This is a genomic window from Paenibacillus validus NBRC 15382, assembly GCF_004000985.1.
GTDB classification, from domain to species: Bacteria; Bacillota; Bacilli; order Paenibacillales; family NBRC-103111; genus Paenibacillus_G; species Paenibacillus_G validus.
In genome coordinates, this window is record NZ_BIMH01000025.1 from 18,908 (window position 1) to 44,733 (window position 25,826).

Below are 25,826 nucleotides of genomic sequence, written 5' to 3' on the forward strand. Positions count from 1 at the left end.
TTTCTCCTATTACTTTTACTCTGGTTTTATGGTACGATTGATTGGAAATCTGCTTGTATGAATAAAATTTATTGTTGCGTCAAAGTTGAGGAGGCTACCGGAATTATGTCAGTAGAACATGTGAAAAACCTTTGTGAAACGACGAGAGCAAAATTGAGCGAAGCCATCGCCAAAATGGAGCAGTTTTTAAACGGGAGCTCGCTCACGAAATTAAACACCGAGAACGACAGCGCGATGGAAGAGTTTTATAAAGGATATCTTTCCGATACCCGGCACTTGCTCGTATTTTCGGAGGTGGCTTACGAGAAGCTGGGGGTTGCGCTGCGCCGACCGAACTTCAACGTGGAATATTCGGAGAAAGTACTTTATGAAGTGTATCATTCATCCGTAAACAGCTTCTTTTATCCTAAAAATGAATGTTATTCCGAAGACGGTCGTTACGCCTACACAGGCCAGGATGCTATTCGTTTCCGCAAAAAGCCGGTGCGTGAAGTCCGCGACTTGACGATTGAGCTCTCCAAAATTTTCGAGACGCTTCGCGAAGATCTGTCGTACTATGAAACCGACTATATTACGCAAAAAAGGATGCAGGGCGAAAAGGTATAACGTATAATCGCCACTGCTTTTCCATATAATGACAAGTAGAGGTGCTTTCCAGCATCTCTTTTTATTTAGCTTGATACAAGCGTAAAGGAAGTGTCGCCCGGATGACCGCTAGGCTGACGGCGGAACAATTGGCGGAAGCCAGCACCCGCGTAATAACATGGAATCAGCACGAACGGGGAGGGTACGTAGCATCCCCTTTATTTTCCCATTACACGTTCAGTTGGCTGCGCGACGGCAGCTTTATCGCTTACGGCATGGATGTTGCGGGGCAGCATGACAGCTCCCGCCTGTTCTATGAGTGGGTAAGCCGAATTATCGAATCGAAAAAGCCGCATATTGACGATTTGCTAGGCAAGAAGGAGCGGGGCGAGTTTATTCCGCAGGAGCAGTTTTTACATACGCGCTACTATGCGGACGGCCGCGACGACGAACAATCGGATTGGGGTCACTTTCAACTGGACGGTTACGGCGCCTGGTTGTGGGGACTGAGCGAACATTTGAAGGCGACGGGGCAGCCGCAAATCCCGGATGCGTATCGCCCGGCTGTCGATGCGACGGTCGCTTATTTGGTCGCGTTCTGGCAGCTGCCGAATTTCGACTGTTGGGAAGAATATGCGGAATTTATCCACCCCTCCACGCTTGCCTGTTTGTACGGCGGGCTGAAAGCGATCGCGCGACTGGACCGGCGGAATGAGCTGGAAACGGTTTGCGCGAGCATTCGTGAGTTCCTGCTGCAGCATGCGGTCCACCCGGACGGACATTTCGTGAAAAATATCGCGCCCGTCAAAGCCGACGACACGGTAACGTATAAAATCAATTACGAAGGCGTCGATGCGAGCTTGCTGTGGCTGTTTGAGCCGTTTCACATGTTCGAAGCGGATCATCCGGCGATGGAGGCGACGCTTAATCGAATCGATGCCGAGCTGCGCACGGCACAAGGCGGGCTTCGCCGTTATGCCAGCGACACGTATTACGGCGGCGGCGAGTGGCTCCTCCTGACCGCCTGGTACGGATGGGCCGCTCTTTCGCGCGGCCGACGCGAGACAGCCGAAGCGGCGCTGCATTGGATCGTGTCCAAGGCCGACGCCAGCGGCCGGCTACCGGAGCAGGTTCCGGATGCGCTTCCGTCACGCGAAGGGTATGAGCATTGGGTCAGCAAATGGGGCCCTCCGGCGAGGCCATTATTATGGTCGCACGGCATGTATTTGGTGCTGTACCATCGACTCTACCCCGACTCTATCCGGTAAATGAACCCAGTTTGGCAAGAATACCCCCTCTTTGCAGCGGGCAAGCTGTGGGCAGGGGGTGATCATATGCCAGAAGTCAAATGCAGCGTTGCCAACTGCGAATACTGGGCGCAAGGCAACAATTGCAATGCGAAAACGATCATGATTGAAGTCGACAAACATGCGGAAGTCGGGTACGATACTGAATTCGCGACGGATTTCGTTGATCATCAAGACCGTGCCACAAGCGTAAGAAACACCTGTTGTCACACCTTTGAGCCGAAGAAGTCCAAATCATCCTGACCCGGAAAGGACGAACGGATATGAAACGGAAGCTCGGAGGGAAGCCTGCAAAGCCTGACCGTAACGATGCCGCGCTGCAGCGCTACAAGCTGCAGCAGGTTACTCGCGAATCGGGGGGGAGCGTTCACGAGGAATTTGCCGCAGAGGCGGGCATTTATCCTCCTTCCGGTGCGCCTGTTTCCGTAAGGGAACGGACGGAAGACCGGGCGGTACGTACGACAAGCGAGGGTCAGGCGCCGGAGCGATCGGGCGCTGCGTACCGCTGGCTCGGTTTGACGGCGATCGTGCTCGCCGTCTTGTCGCTGTTCGCGTTCCCGGCGCTGCTCGGCAGTACAGCCGCTGTGCTGGGGCTGTTCGCTTACTCTGTCGGACAGCGTGCACTCGGCGGCTGGGCGCTTGCAATCGGATTGATATCGCTGGCTGGGTATTTCATCCTCGTACCGCTGTACGCATGACTTCGGGAGAAACGAAGCAGGCCGCCTTCGGCCTGCTTTACATTTTTAGGGTAGAACCTGTACTCGAAAGAGTGTACAATAGATCTAAGATCTCTTATACGTAAGGAGCATTCACCATCATGTCCATGAACATCGGATCCTTGGATCCGCGCACGATCAAGGAACTGCTGCAGCTGCAAACGATAAATAAAGCCGGCTTGCTTTCCTCGAATCCGGCAGGCTCCGACGGGAGCGACGGCGATTTCGCCGAGTTGCTCGAGGGGCTGATGGCGACTCAGGCTGCCCGGCAAAATGCGGCTAAAGCCTCGGGAGCCGCGCTAACCTCGGCCGCGTCATCGGCTATGTCCAAATCGCCGCTTTTCGCGAATGGGGCGTTCGGCTCGTCAGGAGCGTATTGGCAGGAGCAATTGGCCCCAAGCCACCCTACGGATTTCGAGCCTATCATTCAAGAAGCGAGTCAGAAGTTCGGCGTGCGGCCGAGCATGATCAAGGCTGTCATTGAAGCGGAATCTTCATTCAATCCTCGCGCTGTTTCCCAGGCGGGGGCGAAGGGCCTGATGCAGCTGATGGATTCGACGGGCGCGGACCTCGGGGTTACGAACGCTTTCGATCCAGCGCAGAACATTGCCGGCGGTACGCAATATTTGTCCGATCTGCTCATGAAATACAACGGCAATCAAGGTGTGGCGCTAGCCGCTTACAACGCCGGTCCCGGCCGTCTGGACCGGCTCGGCATACGCACCGATCAACAGTTGATGGACAAGCTGCATCTGCTCCCGAAGGAAACGCAAAACTATGTTCGCAAAGTGCGGCAGCTTCAAACTGCCTACGAGCTTTCTTAAAAGGTTGGGAAGGACCAATTTCCGTTTCCGGTGTACGGAGGCGCGAGGATTGGTCTTGTTTTTCGTTAGACGGCTAGTACTTATTGGAAGCGGAGGCTCATATACTTGTTATATTTGGATTATGCGGCGACTGCGCCGATGCTGCCCGAAGTTATTGACACGATGACGGAAGTCATGAAAACCCATTACGGGAATCCGTCCTCGCTGCACCGCCTCGGTATCGACGCGCAGACGCTCGTCGCCCGCAGCCGGGAAACGATTGCGTCTGCGCTTCACTGTAAGGCTGCGGAAATCCGGTTTACGTCCGGCGGCACGGAAAGCAACAATTGGGCGATAAGAGGGGCCGCCTATCGTTACCGGCACCGCGGCACGCATTTGATCACGTCTCAAATCGAACACGACTCGGTTTACGCCACGTTCCGGCAGCTGGAACAAGAAGGGTTCCGCGTGACCTACGTGCCGGTCGACCGCACCGGCCGGATTGACATGGATGCGCTGCGCGCCGCATTGACCGACGATACGATTCTTGTAAGCGTCATGTATGTGAATAACGAAATGGGCCGCGTGCAGCCGATCCGGGAAATCGGAGAGCTGCTGCGTCCCCGCGTGAAGACGCTGTTCCACGTCGATGCGGTACAAGCTCTGGGCAAGCTGCAGGTGGTCCCGCAGGAATTGGGGGCCGACCTGCTTACCTGCGCGGCGCATAAGCTCGGCGGGCCGAAAGGAACGGGATTTCTGTACATCCGTTCCGGGGTGGAGCTGCAGCCCCTGCTGTATGGGGGAGGCCAGGAGCAAGGGCTGCGATCCGGCACCGAGAACGTGCCGGCGATCGTCGGCATGGCTAAGGCAGTCCGGATCGCCGTTCAGCAGCAGCCGCAGTTTGCGGCTCATACCGCGGAGCTGCGAACGAAGCTGGAGTCCGTAATCGGCGCCCATCCGGAGCTGACGCTTAGCGGAACGGACGAGCCTGGAGGCATGGCACCGCATCTGATTCACTTCACTTATCCGGGCATGAAATCGGAGGTGCTCGTTCACGCGCTTGAGCAGCGAGGCATCTTCGTCTCGGCGCGGTCGGCATGTTCGTCCTCCGTGGAGAAGCCCAGTCGCATATTGACAGCTATGGGGTATACGGACGCCGCTGCCCGCAGCGGTATCCGTCTAAGTTATTCATTGCAGCAAACGCTTGGGGATGTGGAGCGGTTCGACCGCATGCTTACCGAGGTGTTGAAAGCCGTTAAACCGCAGGTTACCGCACGTAGCCGGAAAGGACGAAACTAGATGAATCAAGCGCAACTGGCTGTGCTTCGCTACGGGGAATTGGTTTTGAAAGGAAAAAATAGGCACCGTTTTGAGAAAACGGTGTTCGAACAGGTGAAACGAGGGCTCAGGCCCTTTCCGGCGATCCGGTTCGAACGGGAATTCGGCCGGATCATGCTTCACTTGAACGGCGTGCCGTACGAAGATGTTTTGCCGCCGCTGAAGCGCGTGTTCGGGCTCGCTTCGATAAGTCCGGTGGTCAGCACCGAACTGGAGCTGGAGCGCATTCAAGAGGCGGCCGCCTCCATGATGGAGGCGCTGACGCCGCAGCCGGACACCTTCAAGGTGACCGTCCGCCGTGTTAACAAAAGCTTTCCGCACGATTCGCAGGCGATGAACCGTCTGGTCGGCGGGGCGGTGCTTCGCGCGCTGCCGGAGCTGAAGGTCGATGTGCATCGGCCCGACACGGAGCTGAAGGTGGAGCTTCGCGAAGAGGCGGCATGGCTGTACTGCCGCGTGGATCAGGGCGCGGGCGGCTTTCCGCTCGGCTCGAACGGACGGGCTGCGCTCATGTTGTCCGGCGGCATCGACAGTCCGGTAGCCGGGTATTTGGCTATGCGCCAAGGGCTGAAGGTGGAGGCCGTTCATTTTCACAGCTATCCGTACACCAGCGAGCAATCCCAGCAGAAGGTAAGAGACCTGGTGCGGCGGCTCGCTCCTTACGGCGGCTCGGTCAAGCTGCACATGGTGCCGTTCACCGAAGTGCAAACGCGTATTCATCAAGCGTACTCGCAAAACTTGCTGATTACATTGCTGCGGCGCGCCATGTTCCGGATTACCGAGAAGCTGGCCGAGGCGGGGGGCGCCGGAGCGATCGTCACCGGTGAAAGCTTGGGGCAGGTCGCAAGCCAAACGCTGGCCAGCATGGACGCGATCGGCCGCGCCGTTCAGATGCCGGTGCTAAGGCCGCTCATTTGTATGGAAAAAAAGGAGATTATTAAAATCGCGGAAATGATCGATACTTTTCATATCTCGATATTGCCGCACGAAGATTGCTGCACGCTGTTTCTGCCGCCCAGTCCAAGCACCAATCCGAATTTGAACGTCATCCACAGCATCGAGCGCAACATGCCTTGGCTGGAGGAAGTGATCGAAGACGCGGTTCTCCGGACGGAAACAACCTGGATAGAAGCCGGCGATGAGCGGTTCGACCGCTTCGACGCCTTTTTCTAGCCGTAAGCTCACCTGTATATAGGGAAATGGGGGGTATTCATGCTCTGGGACAATATCGTCTTGTTTCTGGAAATTATGCTGATCAATATCGTGCTGAGCGGAGACAACGCGGTAGTTATCGCGCTTGCCAGTAAAAATTTGCCTGTGGCCCAGCGCAAGCAAGCGATATGGTGGGGGGCATTCGGCGCCATCGCGCTGCGGGTTTTATTGACGCTAGCCGCCGTTTATGTGCTGGACATCCCTTACATTCAAGGAATCGGATCGCTGCTGCTGCTCTGGATCGCCATTAAGCTGCTGGTTGACGAAGATGGGCATTCGGACGTGAAGGAAGCATCCACGCTCGGCAAGGCGATCTCGACTATTATTTTGGCCGACTTCGTCATGAGCCTGGACAACGTACTGGCGATCGCGGCCAAGGCAAAGGGCGAAGTCGGCGTCATCATATTAGGAATCGGGCTCAGCATTCCGATCATTATCTGGGGCAGCAACCTCGTGGTGACTTTGTTGAAAAAGTTTCCGGTGCTCGTATTTTTGGGGGCGGGCATTTTAGGATATACAGCGGGTGAAATGTTCATGGCGGACGAGCAAATTTCGCATCTCGTGCTCGGAGATATCCCGCATTACGTGCTGCCGACCGTCACAACGGTCATCGTAATCGTCAGCGGCGTGTTGAAGAAGCTGATCGTCAGGCCGAAGCATTCCTAGCTTCGTGTCGAAATGGCGAATGTTTACGGTGCGTAAATATCGGCGATTTCCTTGCCTTTTGCCGTAATCGCACGTATAATGGAATATGGAATGATGCGTCGGCGCTTCTTGAGTCGACGCTTCTTTGTTGAACGGGCTTCGCAGGCCAAATTAGAAGAGAGGAATTAAAACCACCTATGCATGCCAGAGATAAAATTCGCAATATTGCTATTATTGCCCACGTCGATCACGGGAAAACGACGCTTGTCGACAAGCTTCTCCAGCAATCCGGTACGTTCCGGGACAATGAAGCGGTGCAGGAGAGAGCCATGGACTCCAATGACTTGGAGCGTGAGCGGGGCATTACCATTTTGGCTAAAAACACCGCCATCAGTTACAAAGACTACTTGATTAATATCGTGGATACGCCGGGCCACGCCGACTTCGGCGGCGAAGTGGAACGGATTATGAAGATGGTTGACGGCGTTCTGCTCGTTGTTGATGCGTTCGAAGGCACGATGCCGCAAACGAAGTTCGTGCTGCGCAAAGCGTTGGAGCAGCACTTGACGCCGATCGTCGTCGTGAACAAAATCGACCGTCCGAACGCCCGTCCGGCCGAAGTGGTAGACGAGGTGCTCGATTTGTTCATCGAGCTTGGCGCCGACGACGCGCAATTGGATTTCCCCGTCGCCTATGCGTCCGCTCTGATGGGAACGTCCAGCCTTGATCCGGATCCTGCTAAACAGGAAAACAACATGCAGGCCTTGTACGAAACGATCGTGAATCATATTCCGGCTCCGACGGAAAGCGTAGAAGAGCCGCTGCAATTTTTGGTCACGTTGATGGATTATAACGAGTACCTGGGCCGTATCGCCATCGGCCGGGTGAACCGCGGCGTCGTCCGCCAAGGTCAGCAGATCGCCGTCATCAACCGCGAAGGTCAAATTAAACAGGCGCGCGTGGAAAAGCTGTTCGGCTTCCAGGGGCTGAAACGTTTGGAGATCGAAGAAGCGGGTGCCGGTGATATCGTTGCGATTTCCGGTATTAAAGACATCAATATCGGCGAAACGCTGGCCGATCCGGCTAACCCTGAGGCGCTTCCGGTGCTGAAGATCGACGAGCCGACGCTGCAAATGACGTTCCTCGTCAACAACAGTCCGTTCGCCGGCCGTGAAGGGAAACACGTCACGTCGAGGAAGCTGCGCGAACGGCTGATGAAAGAGCTGGAGACCGACGTCTCGCTGCGCGTTGAAGAAACCGACAGCCCGGATGCGTTCATCGTTTCTGGCCGCGGCGAGCTTCATCTCGGGATTCTGATTGAGAATATGCGCCGCGAAGGCTTCGAGCTTCAAGTATCGAAACCGGAAGTTATCATTAAAGAGATCGACGGCCAGAAGATGGAGCCGATCGAGCGCCTGATCATCGACGTGCCGGAAGACAGCATGGGTTCCGTTATGGAAAGTCTCGGTACGCGCAAAGCCGAGATGGTTAACATGATTAACAACGGCAACGGCAATGTGCGTCTGGAATTCCTGATTCCGGCCCGCGGATTGATCGGTTACCGCACCTATTTCCTGACGCTGACGCGCGGTTACGGCGTGATGAACCATGCGTTCGACAGCTACGGTCCTTACGCCGGCAGCGGCGTAGGCGGACGTCACGAAGGGGTACTCGTCTCCAGCGAGACGGGAACGTCGACCTTCTACGGCATGCTTTCCGTGGAAGACCGCGGCATCCTGTTTCTGGAGCCGGGCACGGAAGTTTATGAGGGCATGATCGTCGGCGAGCATAACCGCGATACCGACATCATCGTGAACATCTGTAAAGAGAAGCAGCTGACCAACGTTCGTTCCGCAACGAAAGAGGAGACCGTACGTCTGAAGACGCCGCGCATCCACTCGATGGAACAAGCACTGGAATATTTGAACGACGACGAGTATTGCGAGATTACGCCGAAATCGATTCGCTTGCGCAAGAAGATTTTGAACAAGAGCGAGCGCGAGCGCTTCGAGAAGCACCGCAAGATGGCGGAAAGCAGCGTCTAACTAACTAACTATAACTTCGTAACATTAAGCGGGGAAAGCTCTGAGCGATCAGAGCTTTCTTCATAACTATTCTATCCCTTTGGAACCGGAGGTGTCGGTACGTATGCTCGAATGGTTTAGGGCGCATCCTTGGATCGCTTACGTGCTTATATTCGTTCTTCTTACATACGTATACAACAAAGTGTTTCGGGCGCGCAAGCTGCCTTTGCTGAAAGAAGCGGTCATTTATTTGCTGCTTGCGCTCGGCTCCTTGATGCTGTTGTTCTTTCAATTGGCGGGCTTGCCGATCATCTTGAGCTTATCGGTGGCCGTGGGCTTGATGCTGACGCTTCGCCTGCGTTATTTCGTACAGGAACGCATCAATAAGGGTAAACCCACTGATCCTGGCAAGGAGTGAATTTCGCATGGCGACGTACTGGCTTGTGCCGCTGGAATGGGACGGCGAAACCGCGGTGTTCAGTGAGGAGAGATTCGCGCTGGCCCCGGCTGATAAACGCGACCGCTTTGTGCGTGCGCTGCAAGCGGTTCATCCGCGGCTGCTGCTGGCGTTCAAAGCCCATCTGCTTGTAGCTGACGAGGCGCTGGACGCTTGCGGCACGGATGATCTGCCGTTTGCCCTCGGATCTGCCGGGCCGATTGTGCTGCGCAGCCTGGAGGCTTCGACGGCGACTGACGAGGAGCCTTCCGCGGGGTGGCCGCTTTCGCATTGCGCGGAAGCTTATTTATCGGGCCTGCCTTCGCCCGGAGAAGCAGCCCGTTTGTTAAGTCTAGCCGATCTCGAGCCGGGGACGGAAGAGTGGGCGGCCGCGCTGCGAGCCTGGTTATTGCGGGGCGACCGGATCATTATGCTGAGAGAGGACGGAGTCGATCGATGAATTTGCAGGATACATTGTTTAACTGGCTGCAAATCAGCATCGTGGCCGAAGCACGTCCGGAGGACGGAGCGGCGCGCGAAACGAAAGATTTTTTCGAGCTCATCTTACGGGAGGACCATGCCTTGAGCCGGTTCTCTTATGAGGAGAACGACGATTTGTACCGCGTGGAGTACGAGCAGGACGGACAAACCCGTATGCAGCGGTACGACCGGGAATTGGCCGAGCAGCTGCTGACCGATATTAATTCGAATCCCAAATATAACGAATGACATAATTTCCGGACATTTAGATAAAATAAAGTATTCAAAAGTGAAGGGAGTGTCTGTTGCAACTATCGGTAGCTGTACCAATTTGCGTATGATATAATGGATGTAGCAATAGGAACTATTAACACAGGAGGCGACTCTATGGCGGAAACGATCACAGCACTATCCGAGCAACTGATCGAACATTTGCAGAAAGAAGCGCTCACCCTTTTGAGCACGATCGATCACGAAAGCGGTTCGCCGACCATGAATGCCATTTCATGGCTGTTCGCCAAGGATGCTTCCACGATTCGTTTCGCCGTGGATCAACGTTCTCGGCTCATAACGAATATGAAGGCCAATCCGCTGGTCACATTAACTTATATTGGTGCCGGTTCCGTCCATGCCATTTACGGCAAAGCGCGTCTGGTTACCGATGCTCTCGACGAGGTGCCATTCAAACTGGCCTGCTTCGATATTGAAGTAACGGAAGTTCGCGATGGGATGTTCTACGGAGCGCGCATTTCGGTTCAACCTGAATATGAGAAGACGTATGACAAGCGTGCCGCTGAGAAACTGGATACGCAAGTGTTCAGCGCCATGAAAAAAGCCTAGATCCGTTTTCGTTTCTAGGCTTTTTTGCACACGATTTTTTATTAAAGCGATGGGTTGGGGACTTGCGGATTGCCGCTGTTCTGCGGTTCGTTCGGTCGAATGGGGTCGACGTCGCGCGGTATCTGCGGAATGATTCGCCCGATGATCGCAGCCATTTCTTCTGCAAGCCCGTTAATGCCCCGGCCGTTTTGAAGTTGATTCCGGATTTTCTGTAAACGTTCGCCTAAATCCATATCTGCGGTTACGAAGGCATCGACGCCGTACGGATCTTTCTTTAATGCTTCCGCTACGGAAAGTTTGATGGTACCGACCCTTGACCGATCCATCCCCGGCGGCACATTGATGCCGACGATCGCCGTATTTCCGAACACGACGCAATTGGCGCTTTCTACATTCGGAACGCTGAGGGCGATTTGTTCCAGCCGCTTCGCTACCGTCTGCGGGTCAGTAATTTCTTTCTTCTGCGGTGCCGTTTGCTGGGCCTTGACCTGTTGGTTCGGATCAGCAGCTTGAGAGGTGGAAGCTCCATTCTTTGGTGATTGGTTACATCCTGCTAAAGCAGCGGACAACAACAAGATTGCCGCGACAAACATTTTCATTCGTCATCGATCCTTTCTCTGCAGCATCAGCTTTGGTTAGTTTGTCCTCACGGCCAAATTCCTATGTATCGCATAGAGCCAAACACCAGACCCGGGAGGGACTCACATGAAAAAAATTTATGTGTTGGATACGAATGTCCTGTTGCAGGATCCCAATGCGATTTACGCCTTTGAGGATAATGAAGTCATCATCCCTGCCATTGTATTGGAAGAAATTGACTCGAAGAAGCGAAACGCCGACGAGCTCGGGCGCAATTCCCGGCAAATTTCCCGGATGCTGGACGCGCTAAGGGCAAACGGCCATTTGTACGAAGGCATCGCCCTGCCGAGCGGCGGCAGCTTGAAGGTGGAGCTTAATCACAGAAGCTTTGCCAAGCTTCAGGAAGTGTTTGCGGATGCAAACAACGACAACCGCATTTTGGCGGTGGCGTTGAACTATCATCTGGAAGAGCAGGAGCGGTCTGAGCCGCGTCCGGTCATACTGGTTAGCAAGGACATGCTTGTGCGCATTAAAGCCGACGTTCTCGGCATCACGGCCCAGGACTACTTGACGGATCGGGTCGTGAATGTCGCTGACGATATTTACAGCGGTCACTTGACGCTTCATGTGCACCCGGCCATCATCGATGAGTTTTACACTTACCGTTCGCTGAGCGTTAATTCGTTGAACTTGACGTACCCGCTGCATCCGCACGAGTTCGTCATTCTGAAGGATGAGATGGGCACGAGCAAGTCGGCGCTGCTGAAGGTGAATGCCGACGGCCGTAAGCTCGAGCCGCTTTACATGAGCAATGATCCGATCTGGGGGATAGCGGCCCGCAACGCCCAACAACGGATGGCGCTCGAGCTGCTGCTCAACGACGATGTGCCGCTTGTGACGTTGACGGGTAAGGCCGGTACAGGGAAGACGCTGCTGACGCTTGCTGCGGGGCTTATGAAGGTGGAGGACGAGCGAAAGTACAAGAAGCTGCTGATCGCCCGCCCGGTTGTGCCGATGGGCAAGGACATCGGGTATTTGCCGGGGGAAAAGGATGAGAAGCTGCGGCCTTGGATGCAGCCGGTGTACGACAACCTCGAGTTTTTGTTTGATACGAAAAAGCCGGGCGACATCGATAAAATTCTCGCCGGCCTCGGCAGTATTCAGGTCGAAGCGCTGACCTATATCCGCGGCCGTTCGATCCCGGGGCAGTTTATTATTATCGACGAGGCGCAAAACTTGTCCAAACACGAGGTCAAAACGATCGTATCCCGTGTCGGCGAAGGCAGTAAAATCGTATTGCTCGGCGATCCGGAGCAGATCGACCATCCTTACCTGGACGCCTCGAGCAACGGCTTGACCTATGTTGTCGAGCGCTTCAAGGAGCAAAGCATCAGCGGTCACATCATGCTGGAGCGGGGCGAACGTTCGAACCTCGCACAGCTGGCGGCGGATTTGCTGTAAACTGAAGAGAGCCCTGGCCGAATCGGCCAGGGCTTTATTTGGCGTGGGGGGCAGGCTGTGGCCGATATCGCCACTGCACCGCGCAGCCGTAGGCTTCGGCGATGGCTTCAACCAGCCGGTCATGCTGCGCCTCGATGGCGAAGATCGTCCGGCCGTAATCGTCACCGGCGCCGTCTTTACCATCCGGGTCGAATGCTGCAGGCCAATCGGCGAGCACATGCTCGTCCAGCTGAGCGGCCGCCGAGGCGGGCTCGTAAGAACGCGACGCGGCTGGAGCGTGGGTGAGTTGAAACAGCGCCGCCATATCGGCGTAAAGATAAGGCTGCTGCTCCAAGCGGCTGACGAAGCCGAAGTCGGTGAAGGTGGGGCGAGCCTGCAGGCTCGCAGGCAGCAGGAGCAAATCGATCGGTTCGGCAGGAACGGCGTACTGCGTCATGACCGGTTCTGCCGCCGAGCGCTCTTCGGGGGAAGAGAAGATCAGCAGTTCCTTGTCCCGATCGAACAGCGACGTGCGTTCCGCCAACGCCTTGACGATTTGTGCGTAATAGCCGGCTCTTTTGCCTTCGGGCATATGCATGGCTAACGCATATTTCAACATGAAATCCATAGGAATCGGTCACCTCTCGGACAGATTAAAACAACAGTTTAAAAATAATCTTCAACTTGCCTTCCTCCAGCTTCACTTCGGTTACCTGCAAGTACGGCGCCAGTTTCTCCGGATAAATGCTCAGACCGATTTCCTTCTCCAGCGATTCCACCGTGGTGTCCGGCAGCAGAAAGCCGTTAAACTGCAGCTCATCGATACGGAAGCGAATATAAGGCTTTTTTGAACCCCCGGTTTCTTTCGTCGCCAGCATGTAGGTGCCCTTCACCGAAAGCTCGATGCCTTCGTGTGAGCCGGAAGCGATCACTTGATCCTGTAAAAAATGAAACGTTAAATTTTGAAACATCGTGTTCTTCGAACGCAAATAATCGTTGAGCTCGGCGTCCGTCAGCTGAAACGTGGAATGAAGGCCGTTATCGAACAGGCTGATTTTGTTGCTTTGTATGGCACCGTTTTTGCCCGACATGATTTCGGGCAAATCCTGCATCGCTCGGGCCAGCTCCCTAAAGTACGTCTTGAATTGGGGGAGGCCTTGCTCATACCACAACCGGTTGAGATCGAGCATCTGCTGCTGCAGGCTAACGGCCTGCACTTCTTGCGAAGCAAGCTGCCGGTCCACTTCATCCTGCAGCGCCACGAGCTTCGCGCGTTGTTCGATATAACGCTGCTTCGCCTGCTGCAGCGATGCGCTTGCCGCGTCCAGCGACTGCTTGATCTGCGACTGCTGCTTCCAGGCTTCCTGATGCCGGCCTAAGGCCAGTTTATCGTTGCGGATTATCATTTGCAAATATTCAAGCGTCGCCAAGCCGTCGGAGAACGAACGTGCGGCGAACAGCAGCGTCCACAGCGAATCCCGGTCTCCCATATAATAAGCGCGGATCACTTTGGCCGCATGCACGCGGGCCTCACGGGAAGCCGCTTCCGCGGACGCCAGATTGTTCTCCGCGGACGCGATTTGACTCTGCAGTTCCGTTTCCTGCGCTTCGATTCGTTGGAGCTCTTGGTCGATTTCGAAGATCGTCAATCCTTTTTGCAGCAGTTCCTTATTCGACGGTTGTCCGGTTTCCGCACTGTAAGCAGGATATAGAACCGGTATGTATACAACGGCCAAGAGCAGCCCCAGGAACGCCCATTTTCGCATCTTCACCCGCATGTCCCTCCAGTCCCTCTTAACTACAGATTATCATAGGAAGGGGAAAAAGATGACAACAAAATTTTGGAGCAGCCGGTTCGGCGGCCGATAGCTGCGCTAATAAAAATACCTTCCATGTAGACTTTTCGGCATTTATTTGCCGTGTCTGCATAGAAGGTACCCGTTCATAAGCCGGCGGTGCGGCACGTTCTTTTAGTTCGGAGAGGCTTTGGGCAGCAGGCGCAAAATCTCATCCGTATTCTTCAATAGCTTCGGCGTTTCTTTCTCGAACGTCTGCGGTTGATTGACGGCATCTATTCGATGCGTCCACTGGATGGCGTGGACTGCGCCGCCCTCTTTCAAGGTGAAACGAAGCTGTGCTTTCTGCTGGCGAATAAACCCTTGGCTATCGATCCAGGTCTCCAGCGAAGAAGGGGCTGTCACTTGCAGCGAACGGCTCGCTTCCTTCCATGCTTTCGCTTGCGCTTCGCCGATCAAGCCGCTGCTCAGCCATTCGTCGGCTATAGCGGGCAGAACGGCGGCCAAATAAGAAGCGGCTTGCTGCTTATTTTTATCCGTCACCAGCATGGAGATGTGTTTGGCCGTTTCTCCGCCCGCGAGCGGCTCATCGTTTCCGCTGGATTCAAGCCAGTCTGGGTTCGCGGCTTGCAGCAGCTTGCCGCTGACAGAGGCCGACATTCGGCCGGTGTTCTTCAGTCGATCGGCATTGGATCCAAGGGGCAGCATGAAAAATTCGTCCGTTTTGTTGACGGCTGGCATATGCAAGTACAATTTGTTATCTTTAAGTAAGATTGGAAGCTCCAGCCCGCTGTCTGCGCCCTTGGGCGTCAACTTGACGTCGGCTTCGAGTTGAACGGGTTCGTTAAGCGAAGCTATGCCGCTATAGGCGATCCGGCTTTCTTTAAAGACGGACAACAGGCCTGCGGTTAACGGTGGAGCGCCCTCGAACAGGGAGGCGTCGAGCTGCAGGTCAAGCTCGCCGGAGAATTGATAGCTTAACGCTTGCTCTTGCTTGGCGGCGGCTTGCTGCCACTCTTCTTTCAACTGCTGGCGGTCGGTACAGCCCGATACAAGCAGAACGGTAAGGCCAAACAACGCGGCGTATCGCGTGAAGCGAGAGATGGACATCTCATTCTGCCCCCTAGAATTGGATAGGATCATGTAGTAATCTCGATGAATATGGAAATGAGGTACCCGTATAATTATAACGATTCGGGTGCGCTTTGTCTGTAGTAAAATGGTTTGAGGCGGTGGGATCATGCATCAGGTTGAGACCGGACTTGCGGGGATCATTCGCAATAAGATTGCGGACAGCGAAGGCGGCTGGATCCCGTTCAGGGATTTTATGGAGATGGCCTTATACGATCCGAAGTATGGATATTATATGAAGGAACAAGAAAAAATCGGTCGATCCGGCGATTTTTACACAGCCTCCTCGGTCGGCGCTTTGCTAGGGGAATGCGTCGCGCACTATACGATTGGCGCGGCGAAGTCAATGGATCGAGGAGCGGCGCTGCAATTTGTCGAGTGGGGCGGGGGGGACGGCCGGTTTGCGCGGCAGTTTCTCGACGCATTGAAGGAAGCGGATGCCTCGGTGTACAGACAGGTGATGTATACAAGCGTCGAGGCGAGTCCGTACCACCGGCGGCTTCAAACGGAGGCGCTGGCCTCTCATGCCGGTCGCGTGCAATTCATAACGCCGGAAAGCTGGATGGCTGGAGGGACTTGGGCGCAGGCGATCCTGTTCTCGAACGAGCTGCCGGACGCTTTTCCGGTTCATCGGCTTGTCCGGCGGGCGAAGGGCTGGATGGAGCTTGGCGTCCGTTACGACGGTGACACGTGCTCGTTCAAGGAAACGGAGCAGCCGGTAAGGAACGAAGAACTGTTGCGTTATATCGAGGCGGAAAATCTGCCGGAGCGGGAAGGTCAGCGGTTCGAAGCGAGTTTGGACTCGCTTCGCTGGTATGGACAGGCGGCCCGGCGGCTTGCCCCGGGATGCCGCGTGTTGACGATCGACTACGGTCATACGCGGGAAGAGCTGCATGCGGCGCATCGGATGAACGGGACGCTGCTTTGTTACCGCGGACATCAGGCGAGCGATACCCCGCTTGAGCATGTCGGCGAGCAGGATATTACGGCACATGTCAATTTCAGCGCTTTGATGGAGGCGGGCGAGGAAGCAGGGCTGGAAACGGTCGCGTACTTCACACAAAAGCAATTTTTGGTCGAGCACGGTATCCTTAACGGGCTGCAGGATCATGACGCCCGTGATCCGTTCTCCCCGGCGGCGCGGCGCAATCGGGCGATCCGTCAACTGCTGCTGTCGGACCGGATGAGCGAGCTGTTTAAAGTATTGATTCAACAAAAAAGGTGAGCCGCAGCTTAGATGCGGTTCACCTTTTTCAAATTCATTGCCGAGTCTGGGAGAGATTAAATGGACATTTTGAAGAATGACCAATACGTAACCCCTGAGAACGAGAGAATCATGTAGCCCCAGAAAAGCAATATGTAGGTGCGTTCGGACAGCTTCAAGTAACCGAGCAGTACGAAAATGGCCGTTTGGGCGAAAAAGAGAAGCGCCATCGGAATAAAGTCGCCGGCTAGAGCCATAAGCCCGATCGCCAGTGTCCAGAAGCCGAGTACGCGAAACATGCGATCCATTGTGCATCCCCCTCTCTAAGCTCACAATTCAAAAACTAACATTACTATCCAACATTATAGCGAAAGCTGTCTAACGTGTAAACGCCCAATCGGTGACGAATTTAAGTCAATTTTACGATCGGTGTATATATGTTAACCCTTTTGCAAGGAAACATGTATGACTGCTTGTAAAAATGGCAATACAAAATACTAGAAAAGTATTCTATGAACTCTACCATGGGCATAGAGATAAGGTAATGCAACATGTTCAGCACGACCATCATAGATGGATGAAACCCCAGGGGTTAGGAGGACTGCTTCAATGACCGCAATTCGACAAGATGCATGGAGCGATGAAGACGACTTAATTTTAGCGGAGGTGACATTGCGTCATATTCGTGAAGGAAGTACGCAGCTTTCCGCGTTTGAAGAAGTAGGGGAAAAAATAGGTAGAACCGCAGCGGCTTGCGGCTTTCGCTGGAATAGTTTCGTTCGTAAAAAGTATGAAGCGGCGATACAAATAGCGAAAGCGCAGCGTCAGAAGCGTAACCAGCAGCGCAAGCACGCGAATGCGTTCGCAAGCGTATCCGGCGGCGTTGGGGTCATAACCGATTCGTCAAGCGTACGGACGGACGGAATCGTCGAAGAGCTTTCGATCGACGCAGTGATCCGCTTTTTACGGCAGTGGAAGGGCAGCTATCAAGAGATGGTGCGCCATTTGCGTCAGCTGGAGAAGGAATTGAACGACAAGCAGGATGAATTGGAGCGTTTGCGGAGCGAGAATGAGGAACTGAACAAGCAAGTTAGCGACGTTTCTACCGATTACCGGGTCGTGAACGACGATTATAAAGCGCTTATACAAATCATGGATCGGGCGCGGAAGCTGGCCTTTCTCGTGGAAGAAGACGAGGAGACGAAGGCGCGCTTTAAGATGGATGAGAATGGAAACCTGGAACGTATTGAATGATAATGTCTGACTGCGAGAAAACGAAGCCTCCTCTTGGTATGCCGGATCATGGTGCCGGAACCGAACGGAGGTTTTTGTGCTTTCGGCAGAGCGGACCTGATGCGGGGCGAGAACCTTCGACCGGACCTGGCTTTTATGGTAGAGTTGGGAGAAGAAGTTCGAGAAACCCGATAAGGAAGTGACGTTCGTTTGGGTCGATACACCATTGTTGGCGCAGGAGCGCTCGGGATATTGTTTGCCGCTAAATTGACGGCCGGGGGTTACAGGACCGAGCTGGTCGTGCGGCGGGAGGAACAACGACAGCGGCTGGCGCAAGAGGGGATCACGCTGGGCCGCGAAGGTGAAGCGCCGCTTCGCGTCTTCCCGGACGTGACCCGGATCGATGAGCCGGATGCAGGCAGCCGCGGCGTCGCAGAAGCGCCTGAGCTGCATTATATCGTCCTGACCGTTAAACAGACGGACATCACCGTTCAGCTGGCCGAGAACTTGAGAAGCCGTATGGGGCCGATGTCGTGGGTCGTTTGCTTGCAGAACGGAATCGGCCACGCCGAGACGCTGGCGACGCATATCCCGGCCGGCCGGCTGCTTCTAGCCGTTACGACCGAAGCCGCGCTGAAGCGGTCGGATACCGCGGCAGACCATACCGGTCAAGGCGAAACCTGGGCAGGGCCTTGGACGCCGGATTCATCCCGATTTCAGGATGTGTCGGGGACGGAGCGTTCATTAAGGGAAAAAACACAAAAAAATCTGGCAATAGAGCTCGAATCGGCAGGATTTCGTACCTTTCTGTCGAATGACATCACTAGCCGCATTTGGCAAAAACTGCTGATCAATGCCGTCGTTAATCCGTTGACTGCTATTCTGCACGTGCGCAACGGCGAACTTTTGCAAACTTCCGGGCTGCAGGATTACATGCGCGATTTGCTGGCGGAAGGCGAGAAGGTTGCCGCCGCGCTGGGAATTCAGTTGGAATCAGGACTCTGGGAGCGTCTGCTTCAAGTTTGCAGGCTAACGGCGACTAACCGTTCATCTATGCTGCAGGACATACTGGCCGGAAGGCGGACGGAGATCGAAGCCATTAACGGAAGCCTGATCCGGAAGGGTGAGGACCTCGGGCTTGACATGACGGTTCACAAGAGCGTCTATCGACTTGTGAAGGCGTTGGAGGAGCGGAATTCGGCAAACGGCTGAACCATTTCGTTCGAATCGGGTGATGTCATGAATGTACTGATCGGTTGGCTTCATCAGCTCTATATGCTGCTTGCTCTTGTTCCTTTCGTAGCTTTTTTCATCGTCTGGACGATTGCCTATTGGGTCAGCCGGGATAAGCGGAAGGCCACGCACCTTAGTATGGACATCACAACGCTGTTTCTTATCGGATCCGTCGCCTTCATGAGCCGCAATTTGTTCGGTTCCGGGATGCTGTCGTGGACGATCGTGCTTCTGTTTCTGGTTGCCGCGGGTTTGCTCGGAAATTTACAAAACCGCCTCAAGGGCCGGATCGATATGATGAAGATCGCCCGTACGCTGGGAAGATTCGGGTTCCTTGTGCTAACGGCTTGTTACGTATTGCTGCTTGTAGTGGGAATAGGAAAGTATATGTTTGAGCCTTAGGAGGAGAAGACGTTTGAACGTACATAATTTGATGGAGGATGTTGTGAAAGCGTGTCTAAAAGATTTAATGCTGCACCAAGAGCAATTGTCCGCTTTGGACGAGAAGTCCCAGAGCGACATTATGGCCATCGCGCTGAATCGGCTGCCCGCGAAGTACGTCTCAACCGCTAGGGGCGAAGTGATTGCCAAGGCCCAGATGGGGATGCAGGCCGAAACCGACGTTTACCGCGAATTGTCCTATGCGATCGATAAGGTGTTGAACTCGGTGCGCAAGTTGGATTTATCTTAAATGTTGCGAATAAAATAGTACCTGATTTGAGAGCCTATGACATAGGCTCTTTTTTTTCAGGAAACAGGGAAGCTGCCGCGTTTTTTTGTGCGGCTACATCATCTAATAATTAACCAATGTTAAATAATAGTACTAGAATTTATTGACCAATGGATGTATAATTTCTATCTGGCAACGATTACAGCTATTTACAATTGGAAAGATAATAAATTCAATGAATAAATACAGGATAATATTACTTTGGTTGGAATTCTGGACTAGTTCGTAATTAACATATAATTACATATTTGAGGAGGATGTCTATGAAGTTGAATAAACTTCTAGTCTTGGCGACTGTAACGGCCGTGCTTGGCGCTACGGTTGCGGGATGTTCAGGCAATGCCAACAATGACCAAGCGGGGGGTGCTGCAACAGAACCCGGAAAAGCGTCGGCGCAAGAAATTCGAATCAATTTATCGGCCGAACCGCCAGCTTTAGATAGCTCGATTGCAACGACAAACCCGACCTTCACGATCATCAATGCGATCAATGAAGGTTTGTATCGTCTTAACGGGGAAGGCAAGCCGGAGCCGGCGCTAGCTAAAGAGCTGCCGAGCATTTCTCCGGACGGTCTGGTGTACACGATCACGCTGCGTGACGGTTTGAAATGGGCAGACGGCTCGCCGCTGACCGCAAATGACTTCGTGTGGGCCTACCAACGCACCCTGGATCCGGCCACGAAAGCGAAATACGCATCGATGCTTGCCTGGATTAAAGGCGGAACAGCTTTGAATACAGCGAAGCCGGAAGAAGTCGAAGCCAGGAAAGCGGAGCTCGGCGTGAAGGCGAAGGACGATAGAACGCTTGAAATCACCTTGGAGCGTCCGGTCGCGTTCTTCACCGATCAATTGTCCATGCCGATCTTCTTCCCGCAGAAAGCGGACTTCGTGAAAACGCAAGGCGACAAATACGGCGCGGATGCGGACAAGGTAATCGGCGCAGGTCCGTTCAAGCTGGAAAAGTGGGATCATGAGCAGCAGCTCGTCATGGTCAAAAACGAAAATTATTGGGACGCCGCTAACGTGAAGTTGACCAAAGTTACCGTTAACGTCGTCAAAGACCCGAATACGGCTCTGAATATGTTTGAGACGGATCAAGTTGACCTGACGGAACTTAAAGGCGATCAATTCCAAATGTATCAGGGCAAGCCGGAATTGACGCTGAAAAAGGAATTTGTTACCAGCTATATCATGTTCCATAACAACAAAGTGCCGGCGTTTGCTAACGCAAAAATACGTAAAGCGCTCGGCATGGCCGTAGACCGCAAAGCGTTGAATGAAGTTGTGCTTGGCGGCGCCTCGATCCCTTCCACCGGTTTGGTGCCGGGAACAGTGATGGACGGCAACAAGCAAGAGTTCCGTAAAGTAGCGGGCGATACGCAGTTTGCGTACGACGTGGCAGCTGCGAAGGCGCTGCTTGCCGAAGGTTTGCAGGAACTGAACATGACGTCATTGCCGAAGTTCAAGCTGACTTCCGACGATACGGAAACGGCTAAGAAAACGATCGAGTTTGTTCAAGCGCAATGGAAACAAAATCTGGGAGTCGAAGTGGACGGCGAACCGCTGCCATTCGCACTTCGCGTGAAAAATATGCAGGAGAACAACTTTGACGCGTTGATCGCTTTGTGGGGCGCGGACTATAACGACCCGATGACGTTCCTTAACATGTGGATGTCCGATAACAAGTCTTTTAACTACGTGCAGTACAACAACAAAGCTTACGATGATCTGGTCAAAGCGGCCGACAAAGAGGTTGACTTGGCGAAACGTTCCCAAATGCTCGTTGACGCCGAGAAAATGTTGATGAACGACGCACCGGTCGCCCCGCTCTACTTCCGTACGCGTCCGTACGCGAAGAAAGTGAATGTCGACGGTTTGATTCTGCCGGCGATGTCCAAAGAGTGGGAATTAAAATGGGTTTCTATCAAGTGATTTTATATTAATCGAGGCTGATTCGATGCAAGAGGGGGCCGTTCTGCTTATGAAGAACGGCCTCGATTTTTCTTTTGGACCGCTGGCGACAGGTAAGGACGGCGGTTGCGCGGAACTGCTTCGCAAACATAGTCCATGGTGTTGTCTACTATGCTTGCGAAGCAGTTCGGCTGATTCGGCCGCGCTGTGCGCAATTGTTTTTTTACTAGTTTAGGAGGTGTGCCATGCTTCGTTACTTGCTACGACGTCTGGTGTATATGGTGGTAACCTTATGGCTCATTGTGACATTCACATTCGTGTTGATGAAAAATTTGCCGGGGGACCCGTTTGGCGAAGACTCGCAGAAAATGACCGTTGAGCAGCGTCAGATCCTGTATGCCCAATACGGTCTCGACCAGCCGATCTGGAATCAGTACCTCAAATATATGAACAACGTCATTCACGGCGATCTGGGTGTTTCGTTCCAGTTTCCTACGCGTAAAGTGACGGATATTATTCAACAAGCATTCCCGGCCTCGCTCGAGCTTGGAATGTGGGCGCTGCTGATCGCTATTGTCGTCGGTCTTATTCTCGGTATTGTTGCATCGTTAAATCATAACAAGGGGCTGGACGTGGCGGCGATGTTTACGGCTATCGTCGGGATTTCGATTCCTTCCTTCGTGCTCGGACCACTGCTCTCCTATTTCGTTGGCGTGAAGCTCGGCTGGCTGCCGCCGGGCATGTGGACAGGGCCTTCGTCCAGGGTACTGCCCGCCATCGCGTTATCGTTCGGTACCATTGCCATCCTGGCCCGGCTTATGCGAACGTCGATGCTCGACGTGCTGAATCAAGACTACATTAAGACGGCGCGGGCCAAAGGATTATCCTCGCCTTCGATTGTGGTGAAGCATACGGTCCGGAATGCGATTTTGCCGGTCATTACGGTGCTCGGTCCCGTATTCGTTAACCTGATTACAGGTACGCTGGTCGTGGAGCAAATTTTTGTTGTGCCGGGTCTCGGCAAGCATTTCGTCCAGTCGATTTATTCCAATGACTACACGATGATTACGGGTTTGACGATTTTCTATGCGTTTATTCTCGTCGTGGTGCTGTTTATTACCGATGTGCTCTATGGGCTTGTCGATCCGCGGATACGCTTGGCGAAGGGAGGAAGCAAATGATGGAAATATCCAAAGATCTGTTCCAGCCGGTCGGCAAGGAAGAAGTGAACCGGGAAACGATCGTTCGTCCGTCGATGACGAATTGGCAGGACGCTTGGCGGCGGTTGAAAAAAAACAAGCTCGCCATGTTCGGCTTGATCACGCTCATCCTTCTGACGCTTCTGTCGATCTTCGGTCCGATTTTGTCCAAATTCGACTATGCGACGCAAAACTATGATATTAAAAACATGGGGCCTTCGGCCGTCCACTGGTTCGGCACGGACGACTTCGGAAGGGATTTGTGGGTTCGGGTATGGTGGGGTACGAGGATCTCGCTTGCGATCGGAATTACGGCCGCGCTGCTCGACCTCGTGTTCGGGGTCATTTACGGCGGAATCTCCGCTTACTACGGGGGCCGCGTCGATGATATTATGCAGCGGTTCATCGAAATTATTTATTCGATCCCATTTCTGTTGATTTCCATTTTGTTGATTATCGTGATCGGACCGGGCTTCAAGACGATTATCATTGCCTATGCCATCACCGGCTGGGTGCCTATGGCGAGGCTTGTGCGCGGTCAAGTTTTACAATTGAAGGAACAGGAATACGTGCTTGCGGCTCGTACCCTCGGCGCCGGGGGCGCGCGCATTATTATGAAGCATTTGGTGCCGAACGCGCTCGGTTTGATTATTGTACAAATTACGTTCATCGTCCCTTCGGCGATTTTCGTTGAAGCGTTCCTCAGTTTTATCGGACTTGGCATCCGGGTTCCGCTGGCATCGTTAGGTTCGCTGTTGTCCGACGGCGCGAATTCGATTCGCTTGTATCCGCATCGGGTTATTTTCCCGACGCTGCTGTTCAGTTTGATCCTGATGAGCTTCAACCTGCTCGGCGATGGCCTGCGGGATGCCCTTGATCCGAAGATGCGCAAATAAGCAGTCAGTTATTCGGAGGTGACAATTCATGAGTAAACCGATATTGGAAGTTAAGGATTTGCGGGTTTCGTTCCGCACCTACGCCGGCGAAGTACAAGCTGTGCGGGGCGTATCCTTTCATTTAGATAAAGGCGAAGTATTGGCGATCGTAGGCGAATCCGGGTGCGGGAAATCCGTGACGGCACAAACGATCATGCGGCTGATTCCTTCGCCGCCGAGCTGGATTAAAGGCGGTTCGATCTTGTTTGACGGCAAGACGGAAATTACCAGCTGTTCAAATTCGCAGATGGAGAGCATCCGCGGTTCGGAGATGGGGATGATTTTCCAGGATCCGATGACGTCGCTGAATCCGACGATGACAATCGGCAAGCAAATAACAGAAGGCCTGATCAAGCATCAAGGCTTGAGCCGTGACGCCGCTAACGCGCGAGCGGTTGAAATCCTGAAGCTGGTCGGCATTTCCAATCCGGAAGGCCGGATTCACCAATATCCGCACGAACTCTCCGGCGGCATGCGGCAGCGCGTGATGATTGCGATCGCGCTGGCGTGCAATCCGAAGCTGCTGATCGCGGATGAACCGACGACGGCGCTTGACGTGACGATTCAGGCGCAGATCATCGACTTGATGAAGAAGCTGTCGGAGCAAACGGAAGCGTCCATCATCGTCATTACGCACGACCTTGGCGTTGTCGCGGAGATGGCGCAGCGCGTCGTCGTCATGTATGCGGGCAAAGTGGTGGAGCAAGGTACCGTCGATGAAATTTTCTATCAATCGAGACATCCATACACATGGGGGCTGCTCCGTTCGGTACCGCGCCTGGATCAGGACAAGGATAGTGATCTGATTCCGATTCCGGGCACGCCGCCGGATCTGTTCGCACCGCCCAAGGGCTGTGCTTTCGCAGCGCGCTGCCCTTATGCGATGAAAGTATGTCTGGAGAACGATCCGGAGCAGACCCCGCTCTCCGAAACGCATGCGGCCGCCTGTTGGCTGCTGCATCCGGACGCGCCGAAGGTCGAACGTCCGCTAGAAACGGGAGGTGTCTCGCGATGAGTAAGCCGCAGCCTTTATTGGAAGTTCGCGATTTGAAGAAGCATTTTCACCTGGGCAGCGGCAAAACGTTGAAAGCCGTCGACGGCTTGAATTTCGCCATCGAGCGCGGCGAGACGTTCGGACTCGTCGGCGAATCCGGATGCGGCAAGTCGACGGCCGGTCGCACGATCATCCGGCTCTATGAAGCGACCGGCGGCGAGGTGCTCTTTAACGGAGAGAACGTTCACGGCCTTCGCGGCCGCAAGCAGCAGGAGTTTCGCCGTCACATGCAGATGGTGTTCCAAGATCCGTACGCTTCGTTGAATCCGCGGATGACCGTCGGCAACATTATCGCTGAGGGAATCGACATTCACGGGCTGTACACGGGCAAGCAGCGCAAGGCTCGCGTATCCGAGCTGCTGCAAGCCGTCGGCTTGAACGAAGAACACGCAAACCGGTTCCCGCACGAGTTTTCGGGCGGTCAGCGCCAGCGGATCGGCATTGCCCGGGCGCTCGCGATCGAGCCGCAGTTCATCATTGCGGACGAGCCGATATCGGCGCTGGACGTGTCTGTACAAGCGCAAGTCGTCAACCTGTTTAAGAAGCTGCAGAAGGAACGCGGTCTGACCTACTTGTTCATCGCGCACGACTTGGCGATGGTCAAGCACATCTCCGATCGCATCGGCGTGATGTACTTGGGCAAACTGGTCGAGGTGACGACGGCGGAGGAGCTGTACGCGAACCCGCTGCACCCGTACACGCAATCGCTGCTGTCGGCGATCCCGATTCCGGATCCCGAAGTTGAGCGTACGCGCGAGCGCATCATTCTGCAGGGTGAGATTCCGAGCCCGCTCAACCCGCCCAGCGGCTGTCCGTTCCGGACCCGCTGTCCGATGGCGATGCCGGAATGCGCAGCGGTGATGCCGGAATTCAAAGAAGTGAAGCCGGGACACTTTACCGCTTGCCATCTTTATTAACAGCTTACGAGAAGCCCCTTGCTCTTTGGGGGCTTTTTTTGTTAACATCAGTAGGAATGAGTTGTCAATACGAGTTCGA

29 protein-coding genes are annotated in these 25,826 nt (G+C 54.1%); 24 read left to right on the forward strand and 5 right to left on the reverse strand.

The window, feature by feature from the left end:
• Nucleotides 1-105 precede the first annotated feature (105 nt).
• The 13 genes from PVA01S_RS16370 (at nucleotide 106) to PVA01S_RS16430 (ending at nucleotide 10,386) form a co-directional block, all read left to right on the forward strand.
• Entirely contained in the window at nucleotides 106-606 is a 501-nt protein-coding gene (locus PVA01S_RS16370) for a YpuI family protein (protein ID WP_127608506.1), read from the forward strand.
• Between the two features lie 101 nt (nucleotides 607-707).
• Nucleotides 708-1,853, forward strand: coding sequence for a glycoside hydrolase family 15 protein (locus PVA01S_RS16375; protein WP_127608507.1), 1,146 nt, complete (start codon nucleotides 708-710; stop codon nucleotides 1,851-1,853).
• Nucleotides 1,854-1,919: 66 nt separating this feature from the next.
• Nucleotides 1,920-2,135, forward strand: coding sequence for a DUF1540 domain-containing protein (locus PVA01S_RS16380; protein ID WP_054797353.1), 216 nt, complete (start codon nucleotides 1,920-1,922; stop codon nucleotides 2,133-2,135).
• Between the two features lie 20 nt (nucleotides 2,136-2,155).
• On the forward strand, nucleotides 2,156-2,590 hold the full coding sequence (locus PVA01S_RS16385) for a hypothetical protein (RefSeq protein ID WP_127608508.1): 435 nt from the start codon (nucleotides 2,156-2,158) through the stop codon (nucleotides 2,588-2,590).
• Between the two features lie 119 nt (nucleotides 2,591-2,709).
• The gene (locus PVA01S_RS16390; protein ID WP_127608509.1) at nucleotides 2,710-3,432 is read left to right on the forward strand and encodes a lytic transglycosylase domain-containing protein; all 723 of its coding nucleotides are present in this window, start codon (nucleotides 2,710-2,712) and stop codon (nucleotides 3,430-3,432) included.
• Between the two features lie 105 nt (nucleotides 3,433-3,537).
• Nucleotides 3,538-4,710 (forward strand): cysteine desulfurase family protein, encoded by a 1,173-nt coding sequence (locus tag PVA01S_RS16395; RefSeq protein WP_155615246.1) that lies wholly within the window; start codon nucleotides 3,538-3,540, stop codon nucleotides 4,708-4,710.
• Nucleotides 4,711-5,922: a tRNA uracil 4-sulfurtransferase ThiI gene (gene thiI, locus PVA01S_RS16400; RefSeq protein WP_127608511.1), complete on the forward strand. Its 1,212-nt coding sequence runs from the start codon at nucleotides 4,711-4,713 to the stop codon at nucleotides 5,920-5,922.
• A gap of 39 nt (nucleotides 5,923-5,961) precedes the next feature.
• Entirely contained in the window at nucleotides 5,962-6,627 is a 666-nt protein-coding gene (locus PVA01S_RS16405; RefSeq protein ID WP_127608512.1) for a TerC family protein, read from the forward strand.
• A gap of 176 nt (nucleotides 6,628-6,803) precedes the next feature.
• The gene (typA, locus tag PVA01S_RS16410; RefSeq protein WP_127608513.1) at nucleotides 6,804-8,651 is read left to right on the forward strand and encodes a translational GTPase TypA; all 1,848 of its coding nucleotides are present in this window, start codon (nucleotides 6,804-6,806) and stop codon (nucleotides 8,649-8,651) included.
• A gap of 103 nt (nucleotides 8,652-8,754) precedes the next feature.
• Nucleotides 8,755-9,048: a YlaH-like family protein gene (locus tag PVA01S_RS16415; protein ID WP_054797357.1), complete on the forward strand. Its 294-nt coding sequence runs from the start codon at nucleotides 8,755-8,757 to the stop codon at nucleotides 9,046-9,048.
• Nucleotides 9,049-9,055: 7 nt separating this feature from the next.
• Nucleotides 9,056-9,526: a hypothetical protein gene (locus tag PVA01S_RS16420; RefSeq protein WP_054797358.1), complete on the forward strand. Its 471-nt coding sequence runs from the start codon at nucleotides 9,056-9,058 to the stop codon at nucleotides 9,524-9,526.
• On the forward strand, nucleotides 9,523-9,795 hold the full coding sequence (locus PVA01S_RS16425) for a hypothetical protein (RefSeq protein ID WP_127608514.1): 273 nt from the start codon (nucleotides 9,523-9,525) through the stop codon (nucleotides 9,793-9,795). The genes PVA01S_RS16420 and PVA01S_RS16425 overlap by 4 nt, the downstream gene beginning before the upstream one ends.
• A 138-nt stretch (nucleotides 9,796-9,933) precedes the next feature.
• Nucleotides 9,934-10,386, forward strand: a complete 453-nt coding sequence (locus PVA01S_RS16430) for a pyridoxamine 5'-phosphate oxidase family protein (RefSeq protein WP_054797359.1) — start codon at nucleotides 9,934-9,936, stop codon at nucleotides 10,384-10,386.
• Between the two features lie 41 nt (nucleotides 10,387-10,427).
• Here PVA01S_RS16430 and PVA01S_RS16435 read toward each other — a convergent pair whose 3' ends face one another.
• The gene (locus PVA01S_RS16435; protein WP_054797360.1) at nucleotides 10,428-10,985 is read right to left on the reverse strand and encodes a YhcN/YlaJ family sporulation lipoprotein; all 558 of its coding nucleotides are present in this window, start codon (nucleotides 10,983-10,985) and stop codon (nucleotides 10,428-10,430) included.
• 106 nt (nucleotides 10,986-11,091) lie between these two features.
• On the opposite strand from PVA01S_RS16435, the gene PVA01S_RS16440 reads away from it, so the two are divergent.
• Complete coding sequence (locus PVA01S_RS16440; RefSeq protein WP_127608515.1) at nucleotides 11,092-12,426, forward strand: PhoH family protein; 1,335 nt, start codon at nucleotides 11,092-11,094, stop codon at nucleotides 12,424-12,426.
• A gap of 34 nt (nucleotides 12,427-12,460) precedes the next feature.
• On the opposite strand, the gene PVA01S_RS16445 is transcribed toward PVA01S_RS16440, so the two are convergent.
• The 3 genes from PVA01S_RS16445 to PVA01S_RS16455 all read right to left on the reverse strand — a co-directional run bounded on the left by PVA01S_RS16445 (nucleotide 12,461) and on the right by PVA01S_RS16455 (nucleotide 15,311).
• Nucleotides 12,461-13,033 (reverse strand): hypothetical protein, encoded by a 573-nt coding sequence (locus tag PVA01S_RS16445; RefSeq protein ID WP_054797361.1) that lies wholly within the window; start codon nucleotides 13,031-13,033, stop codon nucleotides 12,461-12,463.
• Nucleotides 13,034-13,058: 25 nt separating this feature from the next.
• Complete coding sequence (locus PVA01S_RS16450; protein WP_127608516.1) at nucleotides 13,059-14,183, reverse strand: hypothetical protein; 1,125 nt, start codon at nucleotides 14,181-14,183, stop codon at nucleotides 13,059-13,061.
• Nucleotides 14,184-14,375: 192 nt separating this feature from the next.
• Nucleotides 14,376-15,311 (reverse strand): hypothetical protein, encoded by a 936-nt coding sequence (locus PVA01S_RS16455; protein WP_127608517.1) that lies wholly within the window; start codon nucleotides 15,309-15,311, stop codon nucleotides 14,376-14,378.
• Nucleotides 15,312-15,441: 130 nt separating this feature from the next.
• Here PVA01S_RS16455 and PVA01S_RS16460 point away from each other — a divergent pair, with 130 nt between their 5' ends.
• Nucleotides 15,442-16,557, forward strand: coding sequence for a class I SAM-dependent methyltransferase (locus tag PVA01S_RS16460; RefSeq protein ID WP_127608518.1), 1,116 nt, complete (start codon nucleotides 15,442-15,444; stop codon nucleotides 16,555-16,557).
• A gap of 56 nt (nucleotides 16,558-16,613) precedes the next feature.
• Here the strand turns inward: PVA01S_RS16460 and PVA01S_RS16465 are convergent, their stop codons facing one another.
• Nucleotides 16,614-16,844 (reverse strand): DUF2626 domain-containing protein, encoded by a 231-nt coding sequence (locus tag PVA01S_RS16465; protein WP_054800017.1) that lies wholly within the window; start codon nucleotides 16,842-16,844, stop codon nucleotides 16,614-16,616.
• 301 nt (nucleotides 16,845-17,145) lie between these two features.
• Between PVA01S_RS16465 and PVA01S_RS16470 the strand changes: the two genes are divergently transcribed.
• The 9 genes from PVA01S_RS16470 to PVA01S_RS16510 all read left to right on the forward strand — a co-directional run bounded on the left by PVA01S_RS16470 (nucleotide 17,146) and on the right by PVA01S_RS16510 (nucleotide 25,747).
• On the forward strand, nucleotides 17,146-17,790 hold the full coding sequence (locus PVA01S_RS16470) for an RsfA family transcriptional regulator (protein WP_127608519.1): 645 nt from the start codon (nucleotides 17,146-17,148) through the stop codon (nucleotides 17,788-17,790).
• Between the two features lie 189 nt (nucleotides 17,791-17,979).
• Nucleotides 17,980-18,981, forward strand: a complete 1,002-nt coding sequence (locus PVA01S_RS16475) for a ketopantoate reductase family protein (protein ID WP_127608520.1) — start codon at nucleotides 17,980-17,982, stop codon at nucleotides 18,979-18,981.
• Between the two features lie 27 nt (nucleotides 18,982-19,008).
• Complete coding sequence (locus PVA01S_RS16480) at nucleotides 19,009-19,404, forward strand: DUF3397 domain-containing protein (protein WP_127608521.1); 396 nt, start codon at nucleotides 19,009-19,011, stop codon at nucleotides 19,402-19,404.
• Nucleotides 19,405-19,417: 13 nt separating this feature from the next.
• Nucleotides 19,418-19,693 carry a late competence development ComFB family protein gene (locus PVA01S_RS16485; protein WP_054797364.1) on the forward strand — a complete coding sequence of 92 codons (276 nt, stop codon included), beginning with the start codon at nucleotides 19,418-19,420 and terminating at the stop codon, nucleotides 19,691-19,693.
• Between the two features lie 302 nt (nucleotides 19,694-19,995).
• The gene (locus tag PVA01S_RS16490) at nucleotides 19,996-21,663 is read left to right on the forward strand and encodes a peptide ABC transporter substrate-binding protein (protein ID WP_127608522.1); all 1,668 of its coding nucleotides are present in this window, start codon (nucleotides 19,996-19,998) and stop codon (nucleotides 21,661-21,663) included.
• A gap of 224 nt (nucleotides 21,664-21,887) precedes the next feature.
• Nucleotides 21,888-22,823 (forward strand): ABC transporter permease, encoded by a 936-nt coding sequence (locus tag PVA01S_RS16495; protein WP_127608523.1) that lies wholly within the window; start codon nucleotides 21,888-21,890, stop codon nucleotides 22,821-22,823.
• Entirely contained in the window at nucleotides 22,823-23,737 is a 915-nt protein-coding gene (locus PVA01S_RS16500) for an ABC transporter permease (RefSeq protein ID WP_127608524.1), read from the forward strand. Before PVA01S_RS16495 ends, PVA01S_RS16500 begins: the two co-directional genes overlap by 1 nt.
• Before the next feature lie 28 nt (nucleotides 23,738-23,765).
• Entirely contained in the window at nucleotides 23,766-24,791 is a 1,026-nt protein-coding gene (locus PVA01S_RS16505; RefSeq protein ID WP_054797365.1) for an ABC transporter ATP-binding protein, read from the forward strand.
• The gene (locus PVA01S_RS16510) at nucleotides 24,788-25,747 is read left to right on the forward strand and encodes an ABC transporter ATP-binding protein (protein ID WP_127608525.1); all 960 of its coding nucleotides are present in this window, start codon (nucleotides 24,788-24,790) and stop codon (nucleotides 25,745-25,747) included. Before PVA01S_RS16505 ends, PVA01S_RS16510 begins: the two co-directional genes overlap by 4 nt.
• Nucleotides 25,748-25,826: the final 79 nt, after the last annotated feature.

Bases quoted from the DNA above. Each gene is read 5' to 3' on its own strand.
- PVA01S_RS16370 (WP_127608506.1), top strand. From the start codon at position 106: ATGTCAGTAGAACATGTGAAAAACCTTTGTGAAACGACGAGAGCAAAA.
- PVA01S_RS16375 (WP_127608507.1), top strand. From the start codon at position 708: ATGACCGCTAGGCTGACGGCGGAACAATTGGCGGAAGCCAGCACCCGC.
- PVA01S_RS16380 (WP_054797353.1), top strand. From the start codon at position 1,920: ATGCCAGAAGTCAAATGCAGCGTTGCCAACTGCGAATACTGGGCGCAA.
- PVA01S_RS16385 (WP_127608508.1), top strand. From the start codon at position 2,156: ATGAAACGGAAGCTCGGAGGGAAGCCTGCAAAGCCTGACCGTAACGAT.
- PVA01S_RS16390 (WP_127608509.1), top strand. From the start codon at position 2,710: ATGTCCATGAACATCGGATCCTTGGATCCGCGCACGATCAAGGAACTG.
- thiI (WP_127608511.1), top strand. From the start codon at position 4,711: ATGAATCAAGCGCAACTGGCTGTGCTTCGCTACGGGGAATTGGTTTTG.
- PVA01S_RS16405 (WP_127608512.1), top strand. From the start codon at position 5,962: ATGCTCTGGGACAATATCGTCTTGTTTCTGGAAATTATGCTGATCAAT.
- typA (WP_127608513.1), top strand. From the start codon at position 6,804: ATGCATGCCAGAGATAAAATTCGCAATATTGCTATTATTGCCCACGTC.
- PVA01S_RS16415 (WP_054797357.1), top strand. From the start codon at position 8,755: ATGCTCGAATGGTTTAGGGCGCATCCTTGGATCGCTTACGTGCTTATA.
- PVA01S_RS16420 (WP_054797358.1), top strand. From the start codon at position 9,056: ATGGCGACGTACTGGCTTGTGCCGCTGGAATGGGACGGCGAAACCGCG.
- PVA01S_RS16425 (WP_127608514.1), top strand. From the start codon at position 9,523: ATGAATTTGCAGGATACATTGTTTAACTGGCTGCAAATCAGCATCGTG.
- PVA01S_RS16430 (WP_054797359.1), top strand. From the start codon at position 9,934: ATGGCGGAAACGATCACAGCACTATCCGAGCAACTGATCGAACATTTG.
- PVA01S_RS16435 (WP_054797360.1), bottom strand. From the start codon at position 10,985: ATGAAAATGTTTGTCGCGGCAATCTTGTTGTTGTCCGCTGCTTTAGCA.
- PVA01S_RS16440 (WP_127608515.1), top strand. From the start codon at position 11,092: ATGAAAAAAATTTATGTGTTGGATACGAATGTCCTGTTGCAGGATCCC.
- PVA01S_RS16445 (WP_054797361.1), bottom strand. From the start codon at position 13,033: ATGGATTTCATGTTGAAATATGCGTTAGCCATGCATATGCCCGAAGGC.
- PVA01S_RS16450 (WP_127608516.1), bottom strand. From the start codon at position 14,183: ATGCGGGTGAAGATGCGAAAATGGGCGTTCCTGGGGCTGCTCTTGGCC.
- PVA01S_RS16455 (WP_127608517.1), bottom strand. From the start codon at position 15,311: ATGTCCATCTCTCGCTTCACGCGATACGCCGCGTTGTTTGGCCTTACC.
- PVA01S_RS16460 (WP_127608518.1), top strand. From the start codon at position 15,442: ATGCATCAGGTTGAGACCGGACTTGCGGGGATCATTCGCAATAAGATT.
- PVA01S_RS16465 (WP_054800017.1), bottom strand. From the start codon at position 16,844: ATGGATCGCATGTTTCGCGTACTCGGCTTCTGGACACTGGCGATCGGG.
- PVA01S_RS16470 (WP_127608519.1), top strand. From the start codon at position 17,146: ATGACCGCAATTCGACAAGATGCATGGAGCGATGAAGACGACTTAATT.
- PVA01S_RS16480 (WP_127608521.1), top strand. From the start codon at position 19,009: ATGAATGTACTGATCGGTTGGCTTCATCAGCTCTATATGCTGCTTGCT.
- PVA01S_RS16490 (WP_127608522.1), top strand. From the start codon at position 19,996: ATGAAGTTGAATAAACTTCTAGTCTTGGCGACTGTAACGGCCGTGCTT.
- PVA01S_RS16495 (WP_127608523.1), top strand. From the start codon at position 21,888: ATGCTTCGTTACTTGCTACGACGTCTGGTGTATATGGTGGTAACCTTA.
- PVA01S_RS16500 (WP_127608524.1), top strand. From the start codon at position 22,823: ATGGAAATATCCAAAGATCTGTTCCAGCCGGTCGGCAAGGAAGAAGTG.
- PVA01S_RS16505 (WP_054797365.1), top strand. From the start codon at position 23,766: ATGAGTAAACCGATATTGGAAGTTAAGGATTTGCGGGTTTCGTTCCGC.
- PVA01S_RS16510 (WP_127608525.1), top strand. From the start codon at position 24,788: ATGAGTAAGCCGCAGCCTTTATTGGAAGTTCGCGATTTGAAGAAGCAT.